The organism is Pseudomonas sp. PME37.24/025 (genome assembly GCF_055556615.1).
On record NZ_JBVHNK010000010.1, the window covers coordinates 20,321 to 40,582 of the forward strand.

A 20,262-nucleotide genomic window follows, 5' to 3' on the forward strand; every position below is an offset into this window, starting at 1 on the left:
CCACTTGCAGTGGCGCGCCCATCCGTTACCATCGCCGCACGTTTTCGGGCACGCGCATAAAAAAAGAGGCCGGGATGTACATCTATCGCTTGGTCCTGCTCCTGGTAGTGGGGATTTATCTGTTTTCCCCGGCCATCATGGATTGGTGGATCGACGCCACGGGCGCCTGGTATCGCCCTTATTTGCTCTGGCTGATTCTGATTGTCGTGACCTTCATTCTGCAGAGCCAAAAAGATGCCGATGAGCTTTAGCCTGACCCAGATGATCCTGATCAGCGCCGCGTACCTGGCGGTGCTGTTCGGCGTGGCCTGGATCAGCGAACGGGGCATGATCCCCCGGGCGATCATTCGCCACCCGCTGACGTACACCCTGTCGCTGGGCGTTTACGCCAGTGCCTGGGCGTTTTACGGCACGGTGGGTCTGGCCTATCAGTACGGCTATGGTTTTCTGTCCAGCTACCTCGGGGTTTCCGGGGCCTTTCTGCTGGCGCCGGTGCTTTTGTACCCGATCCTGAAAATCACCCGCACTTATCAGCTCTCGTCCCTGGCCGACTTGTTTGCGTTTCGTTTCCGCAGCACCTGGGCCGGCGCATTGACGACGATTTTCATGCTGATCGGCGTGCTGCCGTTGCTGGCGTTGCAGATTCAGGCAGTGGCCGACTCCATCAGCATCCTGACCCGCGAGCCGGTGCAGCATCGCGTAGCCCTTAGTTTCTGCGCACTGATTACGCTGTTCACGATTTTCTTCGGCTCACGCCACATCGCTACCCGCGAGAAACATGAAGGCCTGGTGTTCGCGATTGCCTTCGAGTCGGTGATCAAACTGATCGCGATTGGCGGCGTCGGTCTGTATGCGCTGTATGGCGTGTTCGACGGCCCGCAGCAGCTGGAACTGTGGCTGCTGCAAAACCAGACCGCCCTCGCCGCCCTGCACACGCCATTGCAGGAAGGCCCGTGGCGCACACTGCTGCTGGTGTTCTTCGCCTCGGCGATTGTGATGCCGCACATGTACCACATGACCTTTACCGAAAACCTCAACCCGCGCTCGCTGGTCAGTGCGAGTTGGGGTTTACCGCTGTTTTTGCTGTTGATGAGCCTCGCGGTGCCGCTGATTCTCTGGGCCGGGCTGAAACTCGGCGCCACGACCAATCCGGAATACTTCACCTTGGGCATCGGCATCGCCGCCAACAGCAAAGCCCTGACGCTACTGGCGTATGTCGGCGGATTATCGGCGGCCAGTGGCCTGATCATCGTCACCACGCTGGCGCTGTCCGGCATGGCGCTGAATCATCTGGTGTTGCCGCTCTACCAGCCGCCGGCCGAAGGCAATATCTACCGTTGGCTGAAATGGACCCGCCGGGCGCTGATCGTCGCGATCATCATGGCCGGTTACGGTTTCTACCTGATGCTGGGTGCCGAGCAGGATCTGGCCAACCTCGGCATCGTCGCCTTCGTCGCCACGTTGCAGTTCCTGCCGGGGGTGTTATCGGTGCTGTACTGGCCGACCGCCAACCGTCGCGGCTTCATCGCCGGCCTACTGGCAGGGATTCTGGTATGGCTGGTAACCATGCTGCTGCCGCTGGTCGGCAATCTGCAAGGCTTCTACATTCCGCTGTTGAACATGATTTATGTGCTGGACGACACCAGTTGGCACATGGCAGCAATCGCCTCGCTGGCCGCCAACGTGCTGATGTTCACCCTGATCTCGTTGTTCACCAACGCCAGCCCCGAAGAGGCCAGCGCCGCCGAAGCCTGCGCGGTGGACAACGTTCGCCGCCCGCAACGCCGCGAACTGCATGCCGCCTCGCCTCAGGAATTTGCCACGCAACTGGCCAAGCCGCTGGGCGCCAAGGCCGCGCAGAAAGAAGTCGAACAGGCGCTGCGTGACCTCTATCTGCCGTTCGATGAACGCCGGCCATACGCCTTGCGCCGCCTGCGTGACCGTATCGAAGCCAACCTCTCCGGCCTGATGGGGCCGAGCGTGGCGCAGGACATGGTCGAAACCTTTCTGCCCTACAAGGCTGGTGGCGAAAACTACGTCACCGAAGACATCCACTTCATCGAAAGCCGCCTTGAGGACTACCACTCGCGCCTCACCGGCCTTGCCGCCGAACTCGATGCCCTGCGCCGCTACCACCGCCAGACCTTGCAGGAATTGCCGATGGGCGTGTGCTCGCTGGCCAAGGATCAGGAAATCCTCATGTGGAACAAAGCCATGGAGGAATTGACCGGGATTGCGGCGCAGCGTGTGGTCGGTTCGCGCCTGAGCACCATTGGCGATCCGTGGAAAGAACTGCTGCAAGGCTTCATCAATCTGCCGGACGAGCATTTGCACAAACAGCATCTGGCCCTCGACGGTCAGACGCGCTGGCTGAACCTGCACAAAGCGGCGATCGATGAACCGTTGGCGCCAGGTAACAGCGGCTTGGTGCTGCTGGTGGAAGATTTGACCGAAACCCAGATGCTCGAAGACAAACTGGTGCACTCCGAGCGCCTGGCCAGCATCGGTCGACTGGCAGCCGGCGTGGCTCATGAAATCGGCAACCCGATCACCGGCATTGCCTGCCTCGCGCAAAACTTGCGCGAAGAGCGTGAGGAAGATGCCGAACTCACGGAGATCAGTGGGCAGATTCTCGAGCAGACCAAACGCGTATCACGCATTGTTCAGTCGCTGATGAGCTTCGCCCACGCCGGCAGTCATCAGCACAGCGACGAGCCCGTCTGTCTGGCGGAAGTGGCCCAGGATGCCATCGGCCTGCTGGCCCTGAACCGGCGCAATTTCGAAGTACAGTTCTACAACCTGTGCGACCCTGATCACTGGGTCGAAGGCGACCCGCAGCGTCTGGCCCAGGTATTGATCAATCTGCTCTCAAACGCACGCGATGCCTCGCCTCCAGGTAGTGCGGTGCGAGTCAAGAGCGAAGCCGGCGAACACACGGTCGACCTGATCGTCGAAGACGAAGGCAGCGGTATTCCCTCGAGCATCATGGACCGATTGTTCGAACCTTTCTTCACCACCAAAGACCCTGGCGAAGGCACCGGTCTGGGCCTTGCACTGGTCTATTCCATCGTTGAAGAGCATTATGGACAAATCACCATCGACAGCCCGGCTGATGTTCAAAGCCAACGCGGCACCCGTATCCGGGTAACTTTGCCGCGTCATGTCGAAGCGACGTCCGCTGTGAACTGAGACCGTCGAGAGTATCGAATCAATGCCGCACATTTTGATCGTCGAAGACGAAACAATTATCCGCTCCGCCTTGCGCCGTCTGCTGGAACGTAACCAGTACCAGGTCAGCGAAGCCGGATCCGTGCAGGAAGCACAAGAGCGTTTCAGCATCCCCACATTTGACTTGATCGTCAGCGACCTGCGTTTGCCGGGCGCACCCGGTACCGAGTTGATCAAACTTGGCCAGGGCACTCCGGTGCTGATCATGACCAGCTACGCCAGTCTGCGTTCGGCCGTCGACTCAATGAAGATGGGCGCGGTGGATTACATCGCCAAGCCTTTCGATCACGACGAAATGCTCCAGGCCGTCGCGCGAATTCTGCGTGACCGTCAATCGGCGCAAGCCAGCGGTGAACCGGTCGTCGGCAAAACGACCAATGGCGCCGCGAAAAACGGTGTCGACAACAGCAACGGCGAAATCGGCATTATTGGCTCCTGCCCACCGATGCAGGACCTGTACAGCAAGATTCGTAAAGTCGCGCCGACCGATTCCAACGTCCTGATCCAGGGTGAATCCGGTACCGGTAAAGAACTGGTAGCACGCGCCCTGCATAACCTGTCCAAACGCGCCAAGGCGCCGATGATCTCGGTGAACTGCGCGGCCATTCCGGAGAGCCTGATCGAGTCCGAACTGTTCGGCCACGAAAAAGGCGCGTTTACCGGCGCCAGTGCCGGGCGTGCCGGGTTGGTGGAAGCGGCGGATGGCGGCACCTTGTTCCTCGATGAAATCGGCGAATTGCCACTGGAAGCCCAGGCCCGCCTGCTGCGTGTGTTGCAGGAAGGAGAAATCCGCCGGGTCGGTTCGGTACAGTCGCAGAAGGTTGATGTACGCCTGATTGCCGCGACCCACCGGGACCTCAAGAGCCTGGCGAAGATTGGCCAGTTCCGTGAAGACTTGTATTACCGTCTTCACGTGATCGCCTTGAAGCTGCCGGCCCTTCGCGAGCGCGGGGCGGACGTCAATGAAATTGCCACGGCATTCCTCGCGCGGCAGAGCGCACGGGTCAACCGTACCGATCTGAAATTCGCCCTGGATGCCGAACAGGCGATTCGGCATTACTCCTGGCCGGGTAACGTTCGCGAACTGGAAAACGCAGTCGAGCGCGCGGTGATCCTGTGCGAAAGCCCGGAGATTTCCGCAGAGCTGCTGGGCATCGACATCGAACTGAGCGATCTGGATGACGACGACTTCATTGGCCTGGCGCCCCAGCAGGGCAATGGCGCCGGTAACACCAGCCACGAACCGACCGAAGATTTGTCCCTGGAAGACTACTTCCAGCATTTCGTTCTCGAGCATCAGGACCACATGACCGAAACCGAACTGGCCCGCAAACTCGGGGTCAGTCGCAAATGTCTGTGGGAACGCCGTCAGCGCCTGGGCATTCCGCGGCGCAAGACCGGAGTGGCCAGCGAGAGCTGAACCGCACCTGTCGGATGTGCGGGTAACACATGACATTGTGAAAAAACTGTTACCTCAGCTTTTTCGCGTAACAGAAGCCGGGGCTTACGGTAACGAAGCCCCGGTTTTTTTGGGCTTCGAAAAACACCATCAGCCCGCCTAACCCCTTGTTTTACTGGCCTTCACAAAAGTTGGCACGCACCCTGCTATATGTTTAGTACAAGAACAATAACAAGCAAAGTACAAGACAATAAAAATAAGACGAATCGACTCACGCACAATAAAAACAAGACGGCGAGAGGCGTAGCTAACTGATTCTTTTGGAGAGGCGTTGCATTTGGGGCTTGCCCCACGACCAGGCCGAGAATAATAAAAAACTGTCTCAAGACAGTGCCTGAACTGGTTGGATCGAACGATCACAGCAACACAGCGACCAAAGCAATCCGTTTGCTCTTGGCTCCCGATTGGGAGGGTCATGAAGGAAAACTTCATGGCGAGGGCACTCAACAAAAACAAAAAGCCCGAAACCAATAATAAAAATAGAGCACGCAACTACTTCTTGGGGAGCTTCGGCTCCCCTTGTGGTTTCTTATGGCGAGGGGGCTTGTCGGAACGCCGCATCGCCCCGTTGGGTTGCGAAGCAGCCCCAAGCTCTTGAGCGTTTCCGAAATCATGCCAGTGCTGCGCACTGGAACGGGGGCAAGCCCCCTCGCCACACGGCAGTTGCTACAAAACCCCATGCCAGACATCTCCTTCAAGCACTTGCGCAGCTTCCTACACCATCCCCCGACTAAATGCTAGAATCCCCGCCCATCATGCGGTCATTCTTCGTTATGGCCGAACATTCCTTCAAACAGTGCATCCCATGCTGAAGAAGTTGTTCCAGTCATTCCGTTCTCCCAAGCGTCATACGCAACACATTCGCAGTACGCCTGAAGTGCTCAACAGCGGCCAACATTCGCTGCAAAAGGCACGGTTCAGCCGTTACGCGGTGAATATCGTCGAACGCCTGCAGAACGCCGGTTACCAGGCTTACCTGGTCGGCGGCTGTGTGCGTGACATGCTGCTCGGCATCACACCGAAAGATTTCGACGTCGCCACCAGCGCCACGCCTGAACAGGTACGCGCCGAATTCCGCAACGCGCGGATTATCGGTCGGCGTTTCAAACTGGTGCATATCCACTTTGGCCGCGAAATCATTGAAGTCGCGACCTTCCGCGCCAATCACCCGCAAAACGACGAGGACGAAGACAGCAACCAATCGTCTCGTAATGAAAGCGGGCGCATTCTGCGTGACAACGTCTACGGCACTCTGGAAGAAGACGCGCAACGTCGCGACTTCACCATCAACGCCTTGTATTACGATCCGGTCAGCGAACGCATTCTCGACTACGCCAACGGCGTACACGACATCCGCAATCATCTGATCCGCCTGATTGGCGATCCGAAGCAACGCTACCAGGAAGACCCGGTGCGGATGCTGCGGGCCGTGCGTTTCGCCGCCAAGCTGAATTTCGGCATCGAAAAACACAGCGCCACGCCGATCCGCGAGCTGGCGCCGTTGCTACGCGAGATCCCGTCGGCTCGTCTGTTCGAAGAAGTGCTCAAGTTGTTCCTCTCCGGCTATGCCGCGGACACCTTCGAAATGCTGGTCGACCTGCAGTTGTTCGATCCGCTGTTCCCGGCCAGTGCGGCAGCGTTGGAGTACAACCCGACCTACACGCACACGCTGATCAGTGAAGCGCTGATCAACACGGACCTGCGGATCAAGCAGAACAAACCGGTCACTCCGGCGTTCCTGTTTGCCGCCCTGCTCTGGCCAGCCCTGCCGGCCCGTGTGTTGCGCCTGCAAGAACGCGGCATGCCGCCGATTCCGGCGATGCAGGAAGCCGCTCACGAGTTGATCGCCGAACAGTGCCAGCGCATCGCCATTCCGAAACGCTTCACCATGCCGATCCGCGAGATCTGGGACATGCAGGAGCGTCTGCCACGGCGCAGCGGCAAACGCGCCGACCTGTTGCTGGACAACCCGCGGTTCCGCGCCGGTTACGACTTCCTGCTGCTGCGTGAAAGCGCCGGTGAGCAGACCGATGGCCTGGGCGAATGGTGGACCGACTATCAGGACGCCAACGACAGCGAACGCCGGGACATGATCCGCGACCTCAGCGGCAAGGACGACGGTACTGGCGCTCCACGCAAACGTCGCCGCAGCGGCGGCGCCAAGCGCAAGCGCGCGGCCGGCGCACCGAGCGCTACAGGCGAGTAAGCATGGAACGCATTTACATCGGCATGGGCAGCAATCTGGCTGACCCCGCCGAACAGTTGCGCAGCGCTGTCGAGGCGCTGGCGCAGTTGCCGCAGACCGAACTGATTGGGGTTTCCGGGTTTTATCAAAGCGACTCGCTGCTGCCCGGCCAACCGCGTTACACCAACGCGGTCGCCGCGCTCGACAGCAGCCTCGCGCCGCTGGAGCTGCTGGATGCGTTGCAAGCCATCGAGAACGACCAAGGCCGCGAGCGCCTTGAACGCTGGGGCCCGCGCACGCTGGATCTGGACATCGTGCTGTTTGGCGATCGACTGATCGACGAACCTCGCCTCAAAGTCCCCCACTATCACCTGCAGGAACGGGCCTTTGTGCTCTATCCGCTGGCCGAGCTGGCACCGGCTGATCTGCGTTTGGCTGATGGTCGCACCCTCACAGAATTGCTCGCGGCCTGCCCGTTCGTCGGGTTGGAACGCCTCTCCCAAAATTGACAAAAAACCCTGTGGGAGCGGGCTTGCCCGCGATAGCGACTTTACATTCAACATCAATGTTGACTGATAGCCCGCCATCGCGGGCAAGCCCGCTCCCACAATGATTTCTGTCGTATCAAAGATTTGCAGCAACAAAAACCTGCTGAATCGCATCAGTAACACCGGTAACACCCCACACGTAACAACGCGGTAACACACGCAATTGACTTCCCGGGTTCTCCTCACGACTATAGGCGTCCCGCTGCCGCCAACGCGGCGCCAAAGGGCGTAATCCAGGCCTTACAAGCACCACGAAAGAAGGTGCGCCTGTATAAATGACGAATCACGCGCGTTACTCGCAGTAGTTTCCATAGCGCCTGTAATGAGGATTTTTTCATGCCAGCCATCACCCTGACCACGCTCCAGAGCCTCAAGCAGAAAGGTGAAAAGATCACCATGCTGACCTGCTATGACGCGACCTTCGCCCATGCCTGTAATGAGGCCGGGGTTGAAGTGCTGCTGGTGGGCGACTCCCTCGGCATGGTCTTGCAAGGTCACGACAGCACCCTGCCGGTGACCACCGCTGAAATGGCCTACCACGTGGCAGCCGTCAAACGTGGCAACGCCGATGCCCTGATCCTCGCCGACCTGCCCTTCATGGCCTACGCCACCATCGAACAAACCATGACCAACAGCGCCCTGTTGATGCAGGCCGGTGCACACATGGTCAAGGTTGAAGGGGCATTGTGGCTCGCGGACTCGATCCGTCTGCTGGCCGAACGTGGCATCCCGGTGTGCGCGCACATGGGGCTGACACCGCAATCGGTCAACATCCTTGGCGGCTATAAAGTCCAGGGCCGCAACGAGAACCAGGCGCGGCAAATGCGTGCCGATGCCATCTCCCTCGAACAGGCCGGCGCGGCCATGCTGCTGCTCGAATGCGTGCCCAGCGAACTGGCCGAAGAAATCACCCAGGCGGTGAAGATCCCGGTGATCGGCATCGGCGCTGGTAGCGGCACCGACGGCCAGGTACTGGTCCTGCACGACATGCTTGGCTTGTCCATTACCGGCCGCGTGCCAAAATTCGTGAAGAACTTCATGACTGGCCAAACCAGCATTCAAGCTGCCTTGAGCGCTTACGTCACTGAAGTCAAAGCGGCGACTTTCCCTGGCATCGAACACGGATTCTCTGCATGAACACCGTAAAAACCGTACACGAATTGCGGGCCGCCGTGGCTCGTGCCCGCAGCGAAGGCAAACGCATCGGCTTCGTGCCGACCATGGGTAACCTGCACAGCGGACATATCGCGCTGATTACCAAAGCCACACAACGGGTGGATTTCGTGGTCGCGAGCATTTTCGTCAACCCGCTGCAGTTTGGCGCCGGCGAAGACCTCGACAAGTACCCGCGGACCCTGGCCGCCGATCAGGAGAAACTGCTCCAGGCCGGTTGCCATCTGCTGTTCGCCCCCACCGTCGAAGAAATGTACCCCGACGGCATGGCCGGCCAGACCCGCGTCAGCGTTCCACAACTGTCCGAAGGCCTGTGCGGCGCCAGCCGTCCGGGGCATTTCGAAGGGGTGGCGACCGTAGTCAGCAAGCTGTTCAACATGGTCCAGCCGGACTTGGCGATCTTCGGCCAGAAAGACTTCCAGCAACTGGCGGTGATTCGTGCCCTGGTGCATGACCTGAACATGCCGATCCAGATCATCGGTGAGCCTACCGTACGCGCCGCCGACGGTCTGGCCCTGTCGTCGCGCAATGGCTTTCTCAGCGAAGAACAGCGGGCCATCGCGCCAGCGGTCTATCGCACCCTGACCCGGATCAGCGACGCGATCAAACAGGGCGAGCGCGATTATCCGACGTTGATCAACGAGCAGACCAAACAGCTTGAAGCCGCTGGCCTGCGTGCGGACTATCTGGAAATTCGCCATGCGCTGACGTTGCGTCCGGCGACGGCGGAAGATCGGGATCTGGTGATTCTGGTGGCGGCGTTCCTGGGCACGACGCGGTTGATCGACAACTTGCATCTGAATCTCGACGCGCCCGCATAAACACCACCAAACCCTGTGGGAGCAGGCCTGTGGCGAGGGGGCTTGCCCCCGTTTGAGTGCATAGCACTCACAAGATCTTTGGTACATCAGAGATTTTGGGGCTGCTTCGCAGCCCAACGGGGGCAAGCCCCCTCGCCACAAGCCCGCTCCCACATTGGATCTGCGACAGTTCTTACATCGTATTGCTGCCACTAAAGCCTTCGGGCAAACTGCCCGCCGTTCGATTCCGACCTGGGGAAACACTCATGCACGCCATCATGCTCAAGGCCAAGCTGCATCGCGCCGAAGTCACCCACGCTGTACTCGATTACGAAGGCTCTTGCGCCATCGACGGCGAATGGCTGGACCTGTCCGGCATCCGTGAGTACGAACAGATCCAGATCTACAACGTCGACAACGGCGAACGCTTCACCACCTACGCGATTCGTGGTGAAGAAGGTTCGCGCATGATTTCGGTCAACGGTGCCGCAGCGCACAAGGCCAAGGTCGGCGATCGCGTGATCATCTGCGCTTACGCCCATTACAGCGAAGCCGAACTGCTCAACTTCAAGCCGCGCATGCTCTACATGGCGCCAGGTAACGAGCTGAGCCACACCAGTAATGCCATTCCGGTTCAGGTCGCCTGATCGAGCCGCCCCCTCTGCCAGCCTTCCGTTTGTCGGACCGCTCCCTGCTTAAATGTTAAAAAAGTACCGGGAGCAGGTCAGACAAAGTCAAGACAGATTGCAGCGCGAGGTTTACTGTATTCGCCCTGCGCCAGAAATCGTGTCGACGCAGTTGACCGGAAGCCCACCCGCGGCTCTCCGGGATTTTTAGTGTTCAAAAGGCTGTTCAAGTAAAAAGGAAAACCGCAGCGATGGCGTACTACCGCACTCCTCACGACGTTACCGCTCTGCCCGCCTGGCAAGCGTTGAATGACCACCGCCAAGCCATGCAGGATTTCAGCATGCGCGAAGCCTTTAATGCCGATCCGCAGCGCTTTACCCAATTCACCCTTAGCAGCTGCGGCCTGTTTCTCGACTACTCGAAAAACCTGATCAACGCCGAGACCCGCAACCTGCTGGTGGGCCTGGCCAACGAAGTCGACCTCAAAGGCGCGATCAAAGCGCTGTTCGATGGCGAAATCGTCAACTCCTCCGAAGGCCGTCCTGCCCTGCACACCGCACTACGCCGCCCGGTGGGCGACAAGTTGTCGGTCAACGGCGTCAACGTGATGCCCGATGTGCACAAGGTGTTGAACCAGATCACCGACCTCGTGGGCCGCATCCACGATGGTTTGTGGCGCGGTTACACCGAGAAGCCGATCACTGACGTGGTGAACATCGGCATTGGTGGCTCGTTCCTCGGCCCTGAGTTGGTATCCGAAGCGCTGCTGTCCTACGCCCAGAAAGGCGTGCGCTGCCATTACCTGGCGAACATCGACGGCAGTGAATTCCACGAACTGACCATGAAGCTGCGCGCCGAGACCACGCTGTTCATCGTCTCGTCGAAATCCTTCAACACCCTCGAAACCCTGAAAAACGCCCAGGCCGCACGCGCCTGGTACCTGGCTCAAGGTGGTTCGGAAGCCGAGCTGTACCGTCACTTCATCGCCGTTTCCAGTAACAACGCGGCGGCGGTAGCATTCGGTATTCGCGAAGAAAACATCTTCCCGATGTGGGACTGGGTCGGCGGGCGTTACTCGCTGTGGTCGGCCATCGGTCTGCCGATTGCACTGGCCATCGGCATGTCGAACTTCAAAGAGCTGCTGTCCGGTGCCTACACCATGGACCAGCACTTCCAGAGCGCGCCATTCGAACAGAACATGCCAGTGCTGCTGGCATTGCTCGGCGTCTGGTATGGCAACTTCTGGGGTGCGCAAAGCCACGCGATCCTGCCGTACGACCACTACCTGCGCAACATCACCAAACACTTGCAACAGCTGGACATGGAATCCAACGGCAAGAGCGTGCGTCAGGACGGCACGCCAGTGTCCACCGATACCGGCCCGGTGATCTGGGGCGGCGTCGGCTGCAACGGTCAGCACGCTTATCACCAGTTGCTGCACCAAGGCACCCAGCTGATTCCGGCCGACTTTATCGTGCCGATCGTCAGCTTCAACCCGGTGTCCGACCACCACCAGTGGCTGTACGCCAACTGCCTGTCGCAAAGCCAGGCGCTGATGCTGGGCAAGACCCGCGCCGAGGCCGAAGCCGAGCTGCGTGACAAAGGCATGAGCGAGGACGAAGTGCAGAAGCTGGCGGCACACAAGGTGATCCCGGGCAACCGTCCGAGTAACACCTTGGTGGTCGAACGCATCAGCCCGCGTCGTCTTGGCGCATTGGTTGCGCTGTATGAACACAAAGTCTTCGTACAAAGCGTGGTCTGGGGCATCAATGCCTTCGATCAGTGGGGCGTGGAACTGGGTAAAGAGCTGGGCAAAGGCGTCTACAACCGCTTGGTCGGCAGCGAAGAAACCCCGGCCGACGATGCCTCCACCCAAGGCTTGATCAACTACTTCCGCGGTCGTCACCGCGGTTGATCTGACGCCACCCGGTTGCCCTTGTGGGAGCGAGCCTGCTCGCGATAGCGGTCTGACATTCAAACTGATATTGAATGTCATGCCCCATCGCGAGCAGGCTCGCTCCCACATTGGTTTGTGTCGGTCACAAACTTTTCGGCAAGGCCCCTTCCACACCGATCGGCAGCTGACTTGAACCCTTTCCCCACTCGGCGCATCTTTATTACTTGTCGCAACAAGAATAAGGAACCGTCATGTTCGATATCAGCACGTTCCCCAAAGCCGATGCCGTCCGCCGGGCTGCACAGTTAAGTCAAGACGACTACCAACGCCTGTATCGCCAATCCATCGAACACCCCAGCACCTTCTGGGCCGAACAGGCCACACGCTTTCTCGACTGGAGCGCGCCGTGGCAAACCGTCCAGCGTTACGACCTGAAAACCGGTGAGGCGAGCTGGTTCGCTGGAGGGAAGTTAAACGTCAGTTACAACTGCATCGACCGTCACCTGGAAAAACGCGGCGATCAAATCGCGATTATCTGGGAAGGCGATGACCCCGCCGAATCCGCCCAGATCACTTACAAAAAACTTCATCACCACGTCTGTCGACTGGCCAACGTGCTCAAAAGCCGTGGCGTGAAGAAAGGCGACCGCGTATGCATCTACATGCCGATGATCCCCGAAGCCGCCTACGCCATGCTCGCCTGCGCGCGGATCGGCGCGATTCATTCGGTGGTGTTCGGCGGCTTCTCCCCGGACTCGCTGCGTGACCGGATCCTCGACGCCGATTGCCGCACCGTGATCACTGCCGACGAAGGCGTGCGCGGCGGTAAATTCGTGCCGCTCAAACAGAACGTCGACACTGCGCTGCAAAGCTGCCCCGACGTGAATACCGTAATCGTGGTCGAACGCACCCAAGGCAAAGTTAACTGGGTCGATGATCGGGACATCTGGTACCACCAGGCTTTGCGCGACGTCAGCGACGACTGCCCGCCAGAGCCGATGGACGCCGAAGACCCCCTGTTCATCCTCTACACCTCTGGCAGCACCGGTAAACCCAAAGGCGTGCTGCACACCACCGGCGGCTATCTGTTGCAGGCGGCCATGACCTTCAAGTACGTCCTCGACTATCGCGACGGTGAGGTTTTCTGGTGCACCGCCGATGTCGGCTGGGTCACCGGCCACAGCTACATCGTTTACGGGCCGCTGGCCAACGGGGCGACCACGCTGATCTTCGAAGGCGTGCCGAGCTATCCCAGCACCTCGCGCTTCTGGCAGGTGATCGACAAGCACCATGTGAACATCTTCTACACCGCTCCGACCGCGTTGCGTGCGCTGATGCGTGAAGGCCCCGAGCCGTTGAAGGAAACGTCCCGCGAGAGCCTGCGGTTACTCGGCACCGTCGGTGAGCCGATCAACCCGGAAGCCTGGGAGTGGTATTTCAATACGGTCGGCGAGCAGCGCTGCCCGATTGTCGATACCTGGTGGCAGACCGAAACCGGCGGCATCATGCTCAGCCCGCTGGTCAGCACCCAACGGATCAAACCCGGTTGCGCTACCCAACCGATGTTCGGCGTGCAGCCGGTGTTGCTCGACGAACATGGCAAGGAAATCAAAGGCGCCGGCAGCGGCATACTGGCCATCAAGTCCAGCTGGCCGGCGCAGATCCGTAGCGTCTACGGCGACCCGAAACGGATGATCGAAACCTACTTCAAGCCCTACCCCGGCTATTACTTCACCGGCGACGGCGCACGTCGCGACGAGGACGGCGACTACTGGATCACCGGGCGCATCGACGACGTGATCAACGTCTCCGGGCACCGCATCGGCACGGCCGAAGTCGAAAGCGCGCTGGTGCTGCACGACAGCATCGCCGAGGCCGCCGTGGTCGGTTACCCCCACGACGTCAAAGGCCAGGGCATCTATGCCTTCGTCACACCCATGAATGGCACCGAACCCAACGACGAACTGAAGAAACAATTGCTGGCGCATGTCAGCAAGGAAATCGGCAGCTTCGCCAAACCGGACTTGATCCAGTGGGCTCCGGCCCTGCCGAAAACCCGTTCGGGCAAGATCATGCGACGAATCCTGCGCAAGATCGCCTGCAACGAACTGGACAGTCTGGGTGACACCTCGACCCTCGCCGACCCGAGCGTGGTGCAGGGGCTGATCGATCGACGCCTGAACCAATGAGCCCATGTTGTGCATCGGCGGAGGCCAAGGCGTAGCACTGGCGAGCCAAAGAGCTTAAAAGCTTCGCGAGCAAGCCCGTTCCCACACTGGATTTATGAACGGCAAAAATCCAGTGTGGGAACGGGCTTGCTCGCGAAGGCGGCCTCACCGCCATCACATCCCTCAGATTTGCCCACAAAACTCAAAGCCCATAGCTGTTAAACTCCCGCGCCCCCAATTCCCTCCTGCAAGGCGCTCAGCATGTCTTCCTTGAATCAGGCGCTGCGCGCCGCCCTCGATCATCGTCAGGACCTGCTTGCCGAGCTGCATCAGCAGGGCACCGATTGCTATCGGCTGTTCCACGGCAGCCAGGAAGGTGCCGGCGGCCTGACCATCGACCGCTACGGCCCGCAACTGTTGGTGCAGAGTTTTCATCAGGCGCTGGAGCGTGACGCCCTGCTGCAACTGCACGAGATCGTCAATCAACAGCTGGGCCTCGACACCCTGCTGGTCTACAACGACCGTTCCCGTGGCAACTCGCGCATCGACCGCGAAGACACCGTCTACCGCGCCGACGAAGCCGCCCTGCAAGATTTGATCGGCCACGAATGGGGACTGAACTACCGGGTTCGCGGGCGCCATGCCGGCCAGGACCCATTGCTGTTTCTCGACCTGCGCAACGCTCGCGGCTGGGTCAAGGCGCACAGCAAAAACAAAAGTGTGCTGAACCTGTTTGCTTACACCTGTGGCGTTGGCCTCAGCGCTGCGGCTGGAGGTGCGAGCGAGGTGTGTAACCTGGACTTTGCCGAAGGTAATCTGGCGGTCGGTCGTGAGAACGGTCTGCTCAACCCGCAATTGCCGACGATGGAATTCATCCAGTCCGATTACTTCCCGGCGATTCGTCAACTGGCCGGACTGCCGATCAGCCAGCGTCGCGGCCAGAAACTGCCGAGCTATCAACGTCTGGACCCGCGTCAGTACGATTTGGTGCTGCTTGATCCTCCGGCCTGGGCCAAGAGTGCTTTCGGCACGGTCGACCTGTTGCGTGACTACCAGAGCCTGCTCAAACCGGCGCTGCTGACCACCGCCGACGACGGCGTGCTGATCTGCTGCAACAACTTGGCGAAGGTCAGCATGGACGATTGGCGTGAACAGGTTCTGCGCTGCGCAGAAAAGGCCGGGCGCCCGGTGCGAGAGTGGAGCGTGCTGACGCCGGGCAACGATTTCCCGTCGATGGATCAGCAGCCGCCGCTGAAAACGCTGATCCTGCAGCTCTGAAAATTCGCACCGATAATCAGATAAATCCTATAGAGCCTGGTTGCTTCGGAACCGTAAACGCATGCCATACTCCAAGGCACTCCGATTCCGACAGATGAAGCCGCACATGCCCAAAGGATTGATTCGCGCTATCGGCGCCTTGTTGACTGCCCTGGCTCTTTATAGCCTGTTGGGGTTTCTGATTTTGCCGGGCATCGCGTTGCGAATCGCCAACCAACAATTGGCCAACTACGCCACGACGCCCGCCACGATTTCGCGGATCGAACTCAACCCGTTCAGCCTTGAAGTCACCCTTTGGGGCCTGGTCATCGGCGAGCCGGGCAAGGAGCAAGTGGGCTTCGAACGTCTATACGCCAACCTGCAGATCGACAGCCTCTGGACCAAGGCCTTGCACCTGTCCGATATCGAACTGGACAAACCCAAGACCGAAATCCTCTTCGGCAAGGACGGCAAACTCAACCTGCTCGGCCTGTTCAAAATCCCCGCCAGCGAACCGACCCCGGTCGATCCGGACGCCAAACCATTCCCGCTGCGCGTGGAGCGGATCAAACTGGCCGGCGGCTCCGTACATTTCGAGGATGCACGGCCCAGCGAACCCATCGAATTCCTCTACGACAAACTCGATTTCGAACTGAAAAACCTCAGTACCCTGCCCGAAGACAGTGCCGACATGACGTTGGTGGCCATCGGCCCGGCAGGTGGACAGATCGACTGGACCGGTAACTTCAGCCTGATCCCGATCGCCTCCGAAGGTAAGCTGAAAATCACCGATGGCAAGATGAAATCCTTTTGGCCCTATGTGCGCGATGCTGTGCCACTTGCACTCGAAGATGGCGTGGTCAGCCTCAGCACCGACTACAAACTCAACCTGGCCAAGGAAACCGAACTGCTGCTGAGCAACGTTGCCGTCAGCGTTGCGCCTTTCGCCATCAAGACTCCAGATGGTCGACCGCTGGCGAAGCTCGAGCGGCTGGACATCAGCGAAACCACCGTAGACCTGGCCAAACAGCAAGTGGTGGTCGGCAAAATTCGCAGTCAGAAACTGGAAACCTGGGCCGCCCTCGAAGCCGACGGGCAACTCGATTGGCAAAAACTGTTCGCCAGTCAGCCATCCAAAGCGGCCGCCAAGGCCAGTGCCGAGCCGACCAGCACACCGGCAGCTGCCGATTCGCCGAAGCCTGAACCGACCACGCCGAGCAAGCCTTGGCAGGTGCTGCTCAAAGACGTGCAATTGCGCAATTATCAAGTGCACCTGGCCGACCGCAAGGCACAACCGGCGGTGGCCCTGGAGCTGGGTCCGCTGAACCTGGACCTGCAAAACTTCGACAGCCTCAATGGCTCACCTTTCAACCTCAAGCTCGACACCGGCGTGGGTAAGCAAGGCAAGATCACCGCGGATGGCGTGGTCAATCTGGCCCCGATCAGCGCCAAACTGAACGTGCAGACGAAGGACATCGACCTGCGGATTGCCCAGTCCTACATCAACCCGTTCATTCGTCTTGAACTGCGCAGCGGCATGTTGGGCAGTGATCTGGCGGTCGACCTGAAAAGCACCGAGCCGCTGGCGTTCAATGTCACAGGTCGCGCCCAGGTCGATCAACTGCATACCCTCGACACCCTGAAAACCCGCGACTTCCTCAAGTGGCAACAGTTGGTGCTCGAAGGCCTGAATTATCAACATGGCGACAGCCTGTCGATCGACAAGGTCAACTTGTTCCAGCCTTATGCACGCTTCATGATCAACGATGATCGCACTACCAACGTCGATGACCTGTTGATCCCGCAACCGGCCGACTCCGGCACCACAACCACCACTGCGGCCAAACCGGCAGCCGGAAAAGAAAAACCGCTGGGCATCCACATTGGCGGCATTGCCATCAATGACGGTTCGGCAAACTTCGCCGACTTCAGTCTGACCCCGAATTTCGCCACCGCCATTCAACAGCTCAACGGTAAGATCGGCACCATCGACAGCCGACAGGCAAAACCGGCCAGCGTTGACGTCAAAGGCAAGGTCGACCGCTATGCGCCAGTGACCATCAAGGGGTCGGTCAACCCGTTCGATCCGATGGCCAGCCTGGACATCGCCACCAGTTTCAAACGAGTGGAATTAACGACCTTGACGCCCTACTCCGGCAAGTTCGCCGGTTACCGTATCCGCAAGGGCCGGCTCAATCTCGACCTGCATTACAAGATCACCAACGGCCAGCTCCTGGCCGAAAACAAAGTGGTGGTCGAGCAGTTGCAACTGGGTGAAAAGGTCGACAGCCCAGACGCCGTGAGCCTGCCGCTGAAACTGGCGATTGCCTTGCTCAAGGATGTCGACGGCAAGATTTCCATCGAGCTGCCGGTGAGTGGCGACCTGAACAACCCGCAATTCAGTGTCATGCCGATTATCTGGCAGACCCTGCGTAATCTGATTGTGAAAGCGGCCGCAGCGCCATTCAAAATGATTGGCGGTCTGGTCAGCGGCGGCGGCGGTTCGGAAGATTTGGGCACGGTGGCGTTCGCACCGGGTTCCAGCGACCTGAGCAAAGACGCCGAAACGGCGCTGGTCAAACTGTCCCAAGCGCTCAAGGAGCGTCCAGCCCTGCGCCTGGAAATCGAAGGCACCGCCGCCAAGAGCAGCGATGGCCCGCTGATTGCCGAGCAGCGCCTGGAGCGGGAATACCAGTACAACTACTACAAAATGCTCCAGCGTCGCGGTGACAAAGTGCCGGCCCAGGCCTCGTTGCTGGACGTACCGGACAACGAAAAAGGCCCGCTGCTTGAAGGGATCTACCGCACACGCCTCAAGATCCAGCCGCCCGCCGAATGGAAGGACTTGGGCAAGGAAGAACGCAGTAAAAAAATGCGTGAAGGTGTGATCGCGTTCTGGAGCTCCAGCGAGGTGCTGTTGCGTCAACTGGGGCAAGAGCGGGCCAGCAGCATCAAGGATTATCTGGTGGACAAAGGTCAGTTGGCCGATGACCGTGTGTACTTCATCGACGCCAGCCTCGGTGAGGCAGAAAGCGATGGCCGGGTTATCACGCCTTTGCACCTGGATGCCGAGTGATGGGCGCACGCTGGCTTCTGAGCCTGACCCTGGCGCTGGCTGCCGGCCAGGCAGCGGCGGCCGATACCTTGCGCTGCGGCAGTCAATTGATCAGCGTCGGGGACAGGTCCGGCGAAGTGCTGCAGAAATGCGGAGAGCCCGTTGCTCGTGACGTGTTGGGCTACAAGCGCAGCGCCAATCGGAGGGAAGAGTTTCAGGTCGAGGAGTGGACCTACGGCCCCAACAGCGGGATGTACCAGTACCTGCGCTTTGAAGGAAACCGGTTGGTTCGAATCACCAGCAAGCGTGGGAATTGAAGCCACCACAAACCAATGTGGGAGCGAGCCTTTGTGGCGAGGGGGCTTGCCCCCGTTCGATTGCGAAGCAATCGTAAATCGGTCATCGCATTCCCATTCAAGATCGCGGTGCCTGGTTTCAGGGGCGCTCCGCACCCCCAACGGGGGCAAGCCCCCTCGCCACAAAGGCTCGCTCCCACAGTTGTTTTTGCATTGCTCCCAATAGAACAGGCCCCGACACGAATGCCGGGGCCTGTAATGGCCACGTCCTTGTGGCCTTTCGCATGAACTCTCAAGTCGCGGCAGACGTATGACTCGGCCCGTCTACCGCACCTTCTCCCGGTCCAGGCGAGAAGCCTTGCCTTACTCGGCTTTCAGGCCGTCAGCGGACACCGCTTGGACGCCTTTGATTTTCTTGGCGATGGCCACCGCGGTTGCTTTCTGAGCGTCAGTCACCGCAACGGTGGACGACAGCGACACTACGCCTTTGTTGGTTTCGACTTTGATGTCGGTGCCTGGAATGCCTTTTTCGGTCACCAGGTCTGCTTTGACTTTGGTAGTGATCCAGGTATCGGAAGTAGCTTCTTTGGCTTTGGTCACTTCACCGGCAGCCAGCGTCATGGGAGCCTGGGTGGTTTGGGTGGTCTGTGCAAATGCAGCGCTGGCCATTGTCAGGGTCAGCGCGGTAGCAGTAGCGGCAGCGATCGCGAACTTCTTCATACGAGTAACTCCTGTTCTTCTGGAAAGTCTGCTGCGTGTCGTCTTGTCAGCAGGGTTACCTGAGAGAGTGCGAACGCTGTGCCAACTGTTCGATAAAAAATAAATACATATAAATCAATAACTTAATAACAATGACAATTTTCGAAATCATGCAAAATGCATGAGTACAAAATTATCGACATGCAACTTGCGGGTTTTAGCGCAGGCCTAAAGCCATGAATTGTCGGAGTTTTCCTGATTATCCGACGCCCTCCAAAATGCCCCATAAAAAATGCCCCGCTTCGTGAGAGGCGGGGCACTGGGTATGCCTGGCAAAGTGAATCAGGTGCCGCTGGCGGTGCAGCCTTTTGGACTGTACTCCGGCGCAACCGTGGTGCCACATGTCCAGCCACCGGCGAGGGTACGCGAAAGCGTAATGGTTTTGCTGAGCACAGGCCCTGGAGCATTGAGGATCGTGCAGGCAATAGTGCCCACACCGCTAGAGGAGGTACCCGATGCCGTAATCGTGCAGTTACCTGTAGTCGCCGTACCGCCGATCGATGTGAGGGTAGGATCTGTGCCCTGATTCATAATGTCTTCGAAAGGCACCTTCAATGCCGAAATCTCTGCAAGAGCAGCGGTTACTTTCGCCCGCGATTGATACTTCGAATACTGCGGCAACGCAAACGTCGCCAGAATCCCGATGATCGCCACGACGATCAGCAGTTCGATCAAGGTAAAACCATTTTGATTTTTCATAGACAGGCTCCATGCATGAGTCGATATCTCATGATCTGAACAAGGCACAGCACAGGTCATGCCAAGCCGCGTGCGCCCCTGCCTGCGGGGCGCGAGATCGCGGTAAAGACC

At 59.1% G+C, this 20,262-nt stretch carries 15 protein-coding genes; 13 read left to right on the forward strand and 2 right to left on the reverse strand.

Features of this window, described 5'->3' with window-relative positions; genetic code table 11:
- The first annotated feature begins 74 nt into the window (after positions 1-74).
- The 13 genes from ACZ3HH_RS18540 to ACZ3HH_RS18600 all read left to right on the forward strand — a co-directional run bounded on the left by ACZ3HH_RS18540 (position 75) and on the right by ACZ3HH_RS18600 (position 18,714).
- Complete coding sequence (locus ACZ3HH_RS18540) at positions 75-251, forward strand: hypothetical protein (RefSeq protein WP_003176118.1); 177 nt, start codon at positions 75-77, stop codon at positions 249-251.
- On the forward strand, positions 235-3,189 hold the full coding sequence (locus ACZ3HH_RS18545; RefSeq protein ID WP_465806592.1) for a sensor histidine kinase: 2,955 nt from the start codon (positions 235-237) through the stop codon (positions 3,187-3,189). Before ACZ3HH_RS18540 ends, ACZ3HH_RS18545 begins: the two co-directional genes overlap by 17 nt.
- 22 nt (positions 3,190-3,211) lie before the next feature.
- Entirely contained in the window at positions 3,212-4,648 is a 1,437-nt protein-coding gene (locus ACZ3HH_RS18550) for a sigma-54-dependent transcriptional regulator (protein WP_201062741.1), read from the forward strand.
- A gap of 844 nt (positions 4,649-5,492) precedes the next feature.
- Complete coding sequence (locus tag ACZ3HH_RS18555) at positions 5,493-6,893, forward strand: polynucleotide adenylyltransferase PcnB (RefSeq protein WP_465806594.1); 1,401 nt, start codon at positions 5,493-5,495, stop codon at positions 6,891-6,893.
- Positions 6,894-6,895: 2 nt separating this feature from the next.
- Positions 6,896-7,381 (forward strand): 2-amino-4-hydroxy-6-hydroxymethyldihydropteridine diphosphokinase, encoded by a 486-nt coding sequence (gene folK / locus ACZ3HH_RS18560; protein ID WP_465806596.1) that lies wholly within the window; start codon positions 6,896-6,898, stop codon positions 7,379-7,381.
- A 375-nt stretch (positions 7,382-7,756) separates the two neighbouring features.
- Positions 7,757-8,557, forward strand: coding sequence for a 3-methyl-2-oxobutanoate hydroxymethyltransferase (gene panB / locus ACZ3HH_RS18565; RefSeq protein WP_123361272.1), 801 nt, complete (start codon positions 7,757-7,759; stop codon positions 8,555-8,557).
- Positions 8,554-9,414: a pantoate--beta-alanine ligase gene (gene panC / locus ACZ3HH_RS18570; RefSeq protein WP_465806599.1), complete on the forward strand. Its 861-nt coding sequence runs from the start codon at positions 8,554-8,556 to the stop codon at positions 9,412-9,414. Before panB ends, panC begins: the two co-directional genes overlap by 4 nt.
- Positions 9,415-9,659: 245 nt before the next feature.
- Positions 9,660-10,040 (forward strand): aspartate 1-decarboxylase, encoded by a 381-nt coding sequence (gene panD, locus ACZ3HH_RS18575; protein WP_003228271.1) that lies wholly within the window; start codon positions 9,660-9,662, stop codon positions 10,038-10,040.
- 230 nt (positions 10,041-10,270) lie between these two features.
- Complete coding sequence (gene pgi, locus ACZ3HH_RS18580; protein ID WP_038981528.1) at positions 10,271-11,935, forward strand: glucose-6-phosphate isomerase; 1,665 nt, start codon at positions 10,271-10,273, stop codon at positions 11,933-11,935.
- Between the two features lie 233 nt (positions 11,936-12,168).
- Positions 12,169-14,106 (forward strand): acetate--CoA ligase, encoded by a 1,938-nt coding sequence (acs, locus tag ACZ3HH_RS18585; protein WP_465806602.1) that lies wholly within the window; start codon positions 12,169-12,171, stop codon positions 14,104-14,106.
- 240 nt (positions 14,107-14,346) lie between these two features.
- The gene (locus ACZ3HH_RS18590; RefSeq protein WP_465806604.1) at positions 14,347-15,363 is read left to right on the forward strand and encodes a class I SAM-dependent rRNA methyltransferase; all 1,017 of its coding nucleotides are present in this window, start codon (positions 14,347-14,349) and stop codon (positions 15,361-15,363) included.
- A 61-nt stretch (positions 15,364-15,424) separates the two neighbouring features.
- The gene (locus ACZ3HH_RS18595; RefSeq protein ID WP_465806606.1) at positions 15,425-18,418 is read left to right on the forward strand and encodes a DUF748 domain-containing protein; all 2,994 of its coding nucleotides are present in this window, start codon (positions 15,425-15,427) and stop codon (positions 18,416-18,418) included.
- Positions 18,418-18,714 (forward strand): DUF2845 domain-containing protein, encoded by a 297-nt coding sequence (locus ACZ3HH_RS18600; protein WP_465806608.1) that lies wholly within the window; start codon positions 18,418-18,420, stop codon positions 18,712-18,714. The genes ACZ3HH_RS18595 and ACZ3HH_RS18600 overlap by 1 nt, the downstream gene beginning before the upstream one ends.
- A gap of 342 nt (positions 18,715-19,056) precedes the next feature.
- Here ACZ3HH_RS18600 and ACZ3HH_RS18605 read toward each other — a convergent pair whose 3' ends face one another.
- A complete protein-coding gene (locus tag ACZ3HH_RS18605) occupies positions 19,057-19,413 on the reverse strand; it encodes a BON domain-containing protein (RefSeq protein ID WP_465806610.1) in 357 nt (118 codons plus the stop codon).
- A gap of 321 nt (positions 19,414-19,734) precedes the next feature.
- The gene (locus tag ACZ3HH_RS18610) at positions 19,735-20,151 is read right to left on the reverse strand and encodes a pilin (RefSeq protein WP_465806612.1); all 417 of its coding nucleotides are present in this window, start codon (positions 20,149-20,151) and stop codon (positions 19,735-19,737) included.
- Positions 20,152-20,262: the final 111 nt, after the last annotated feature.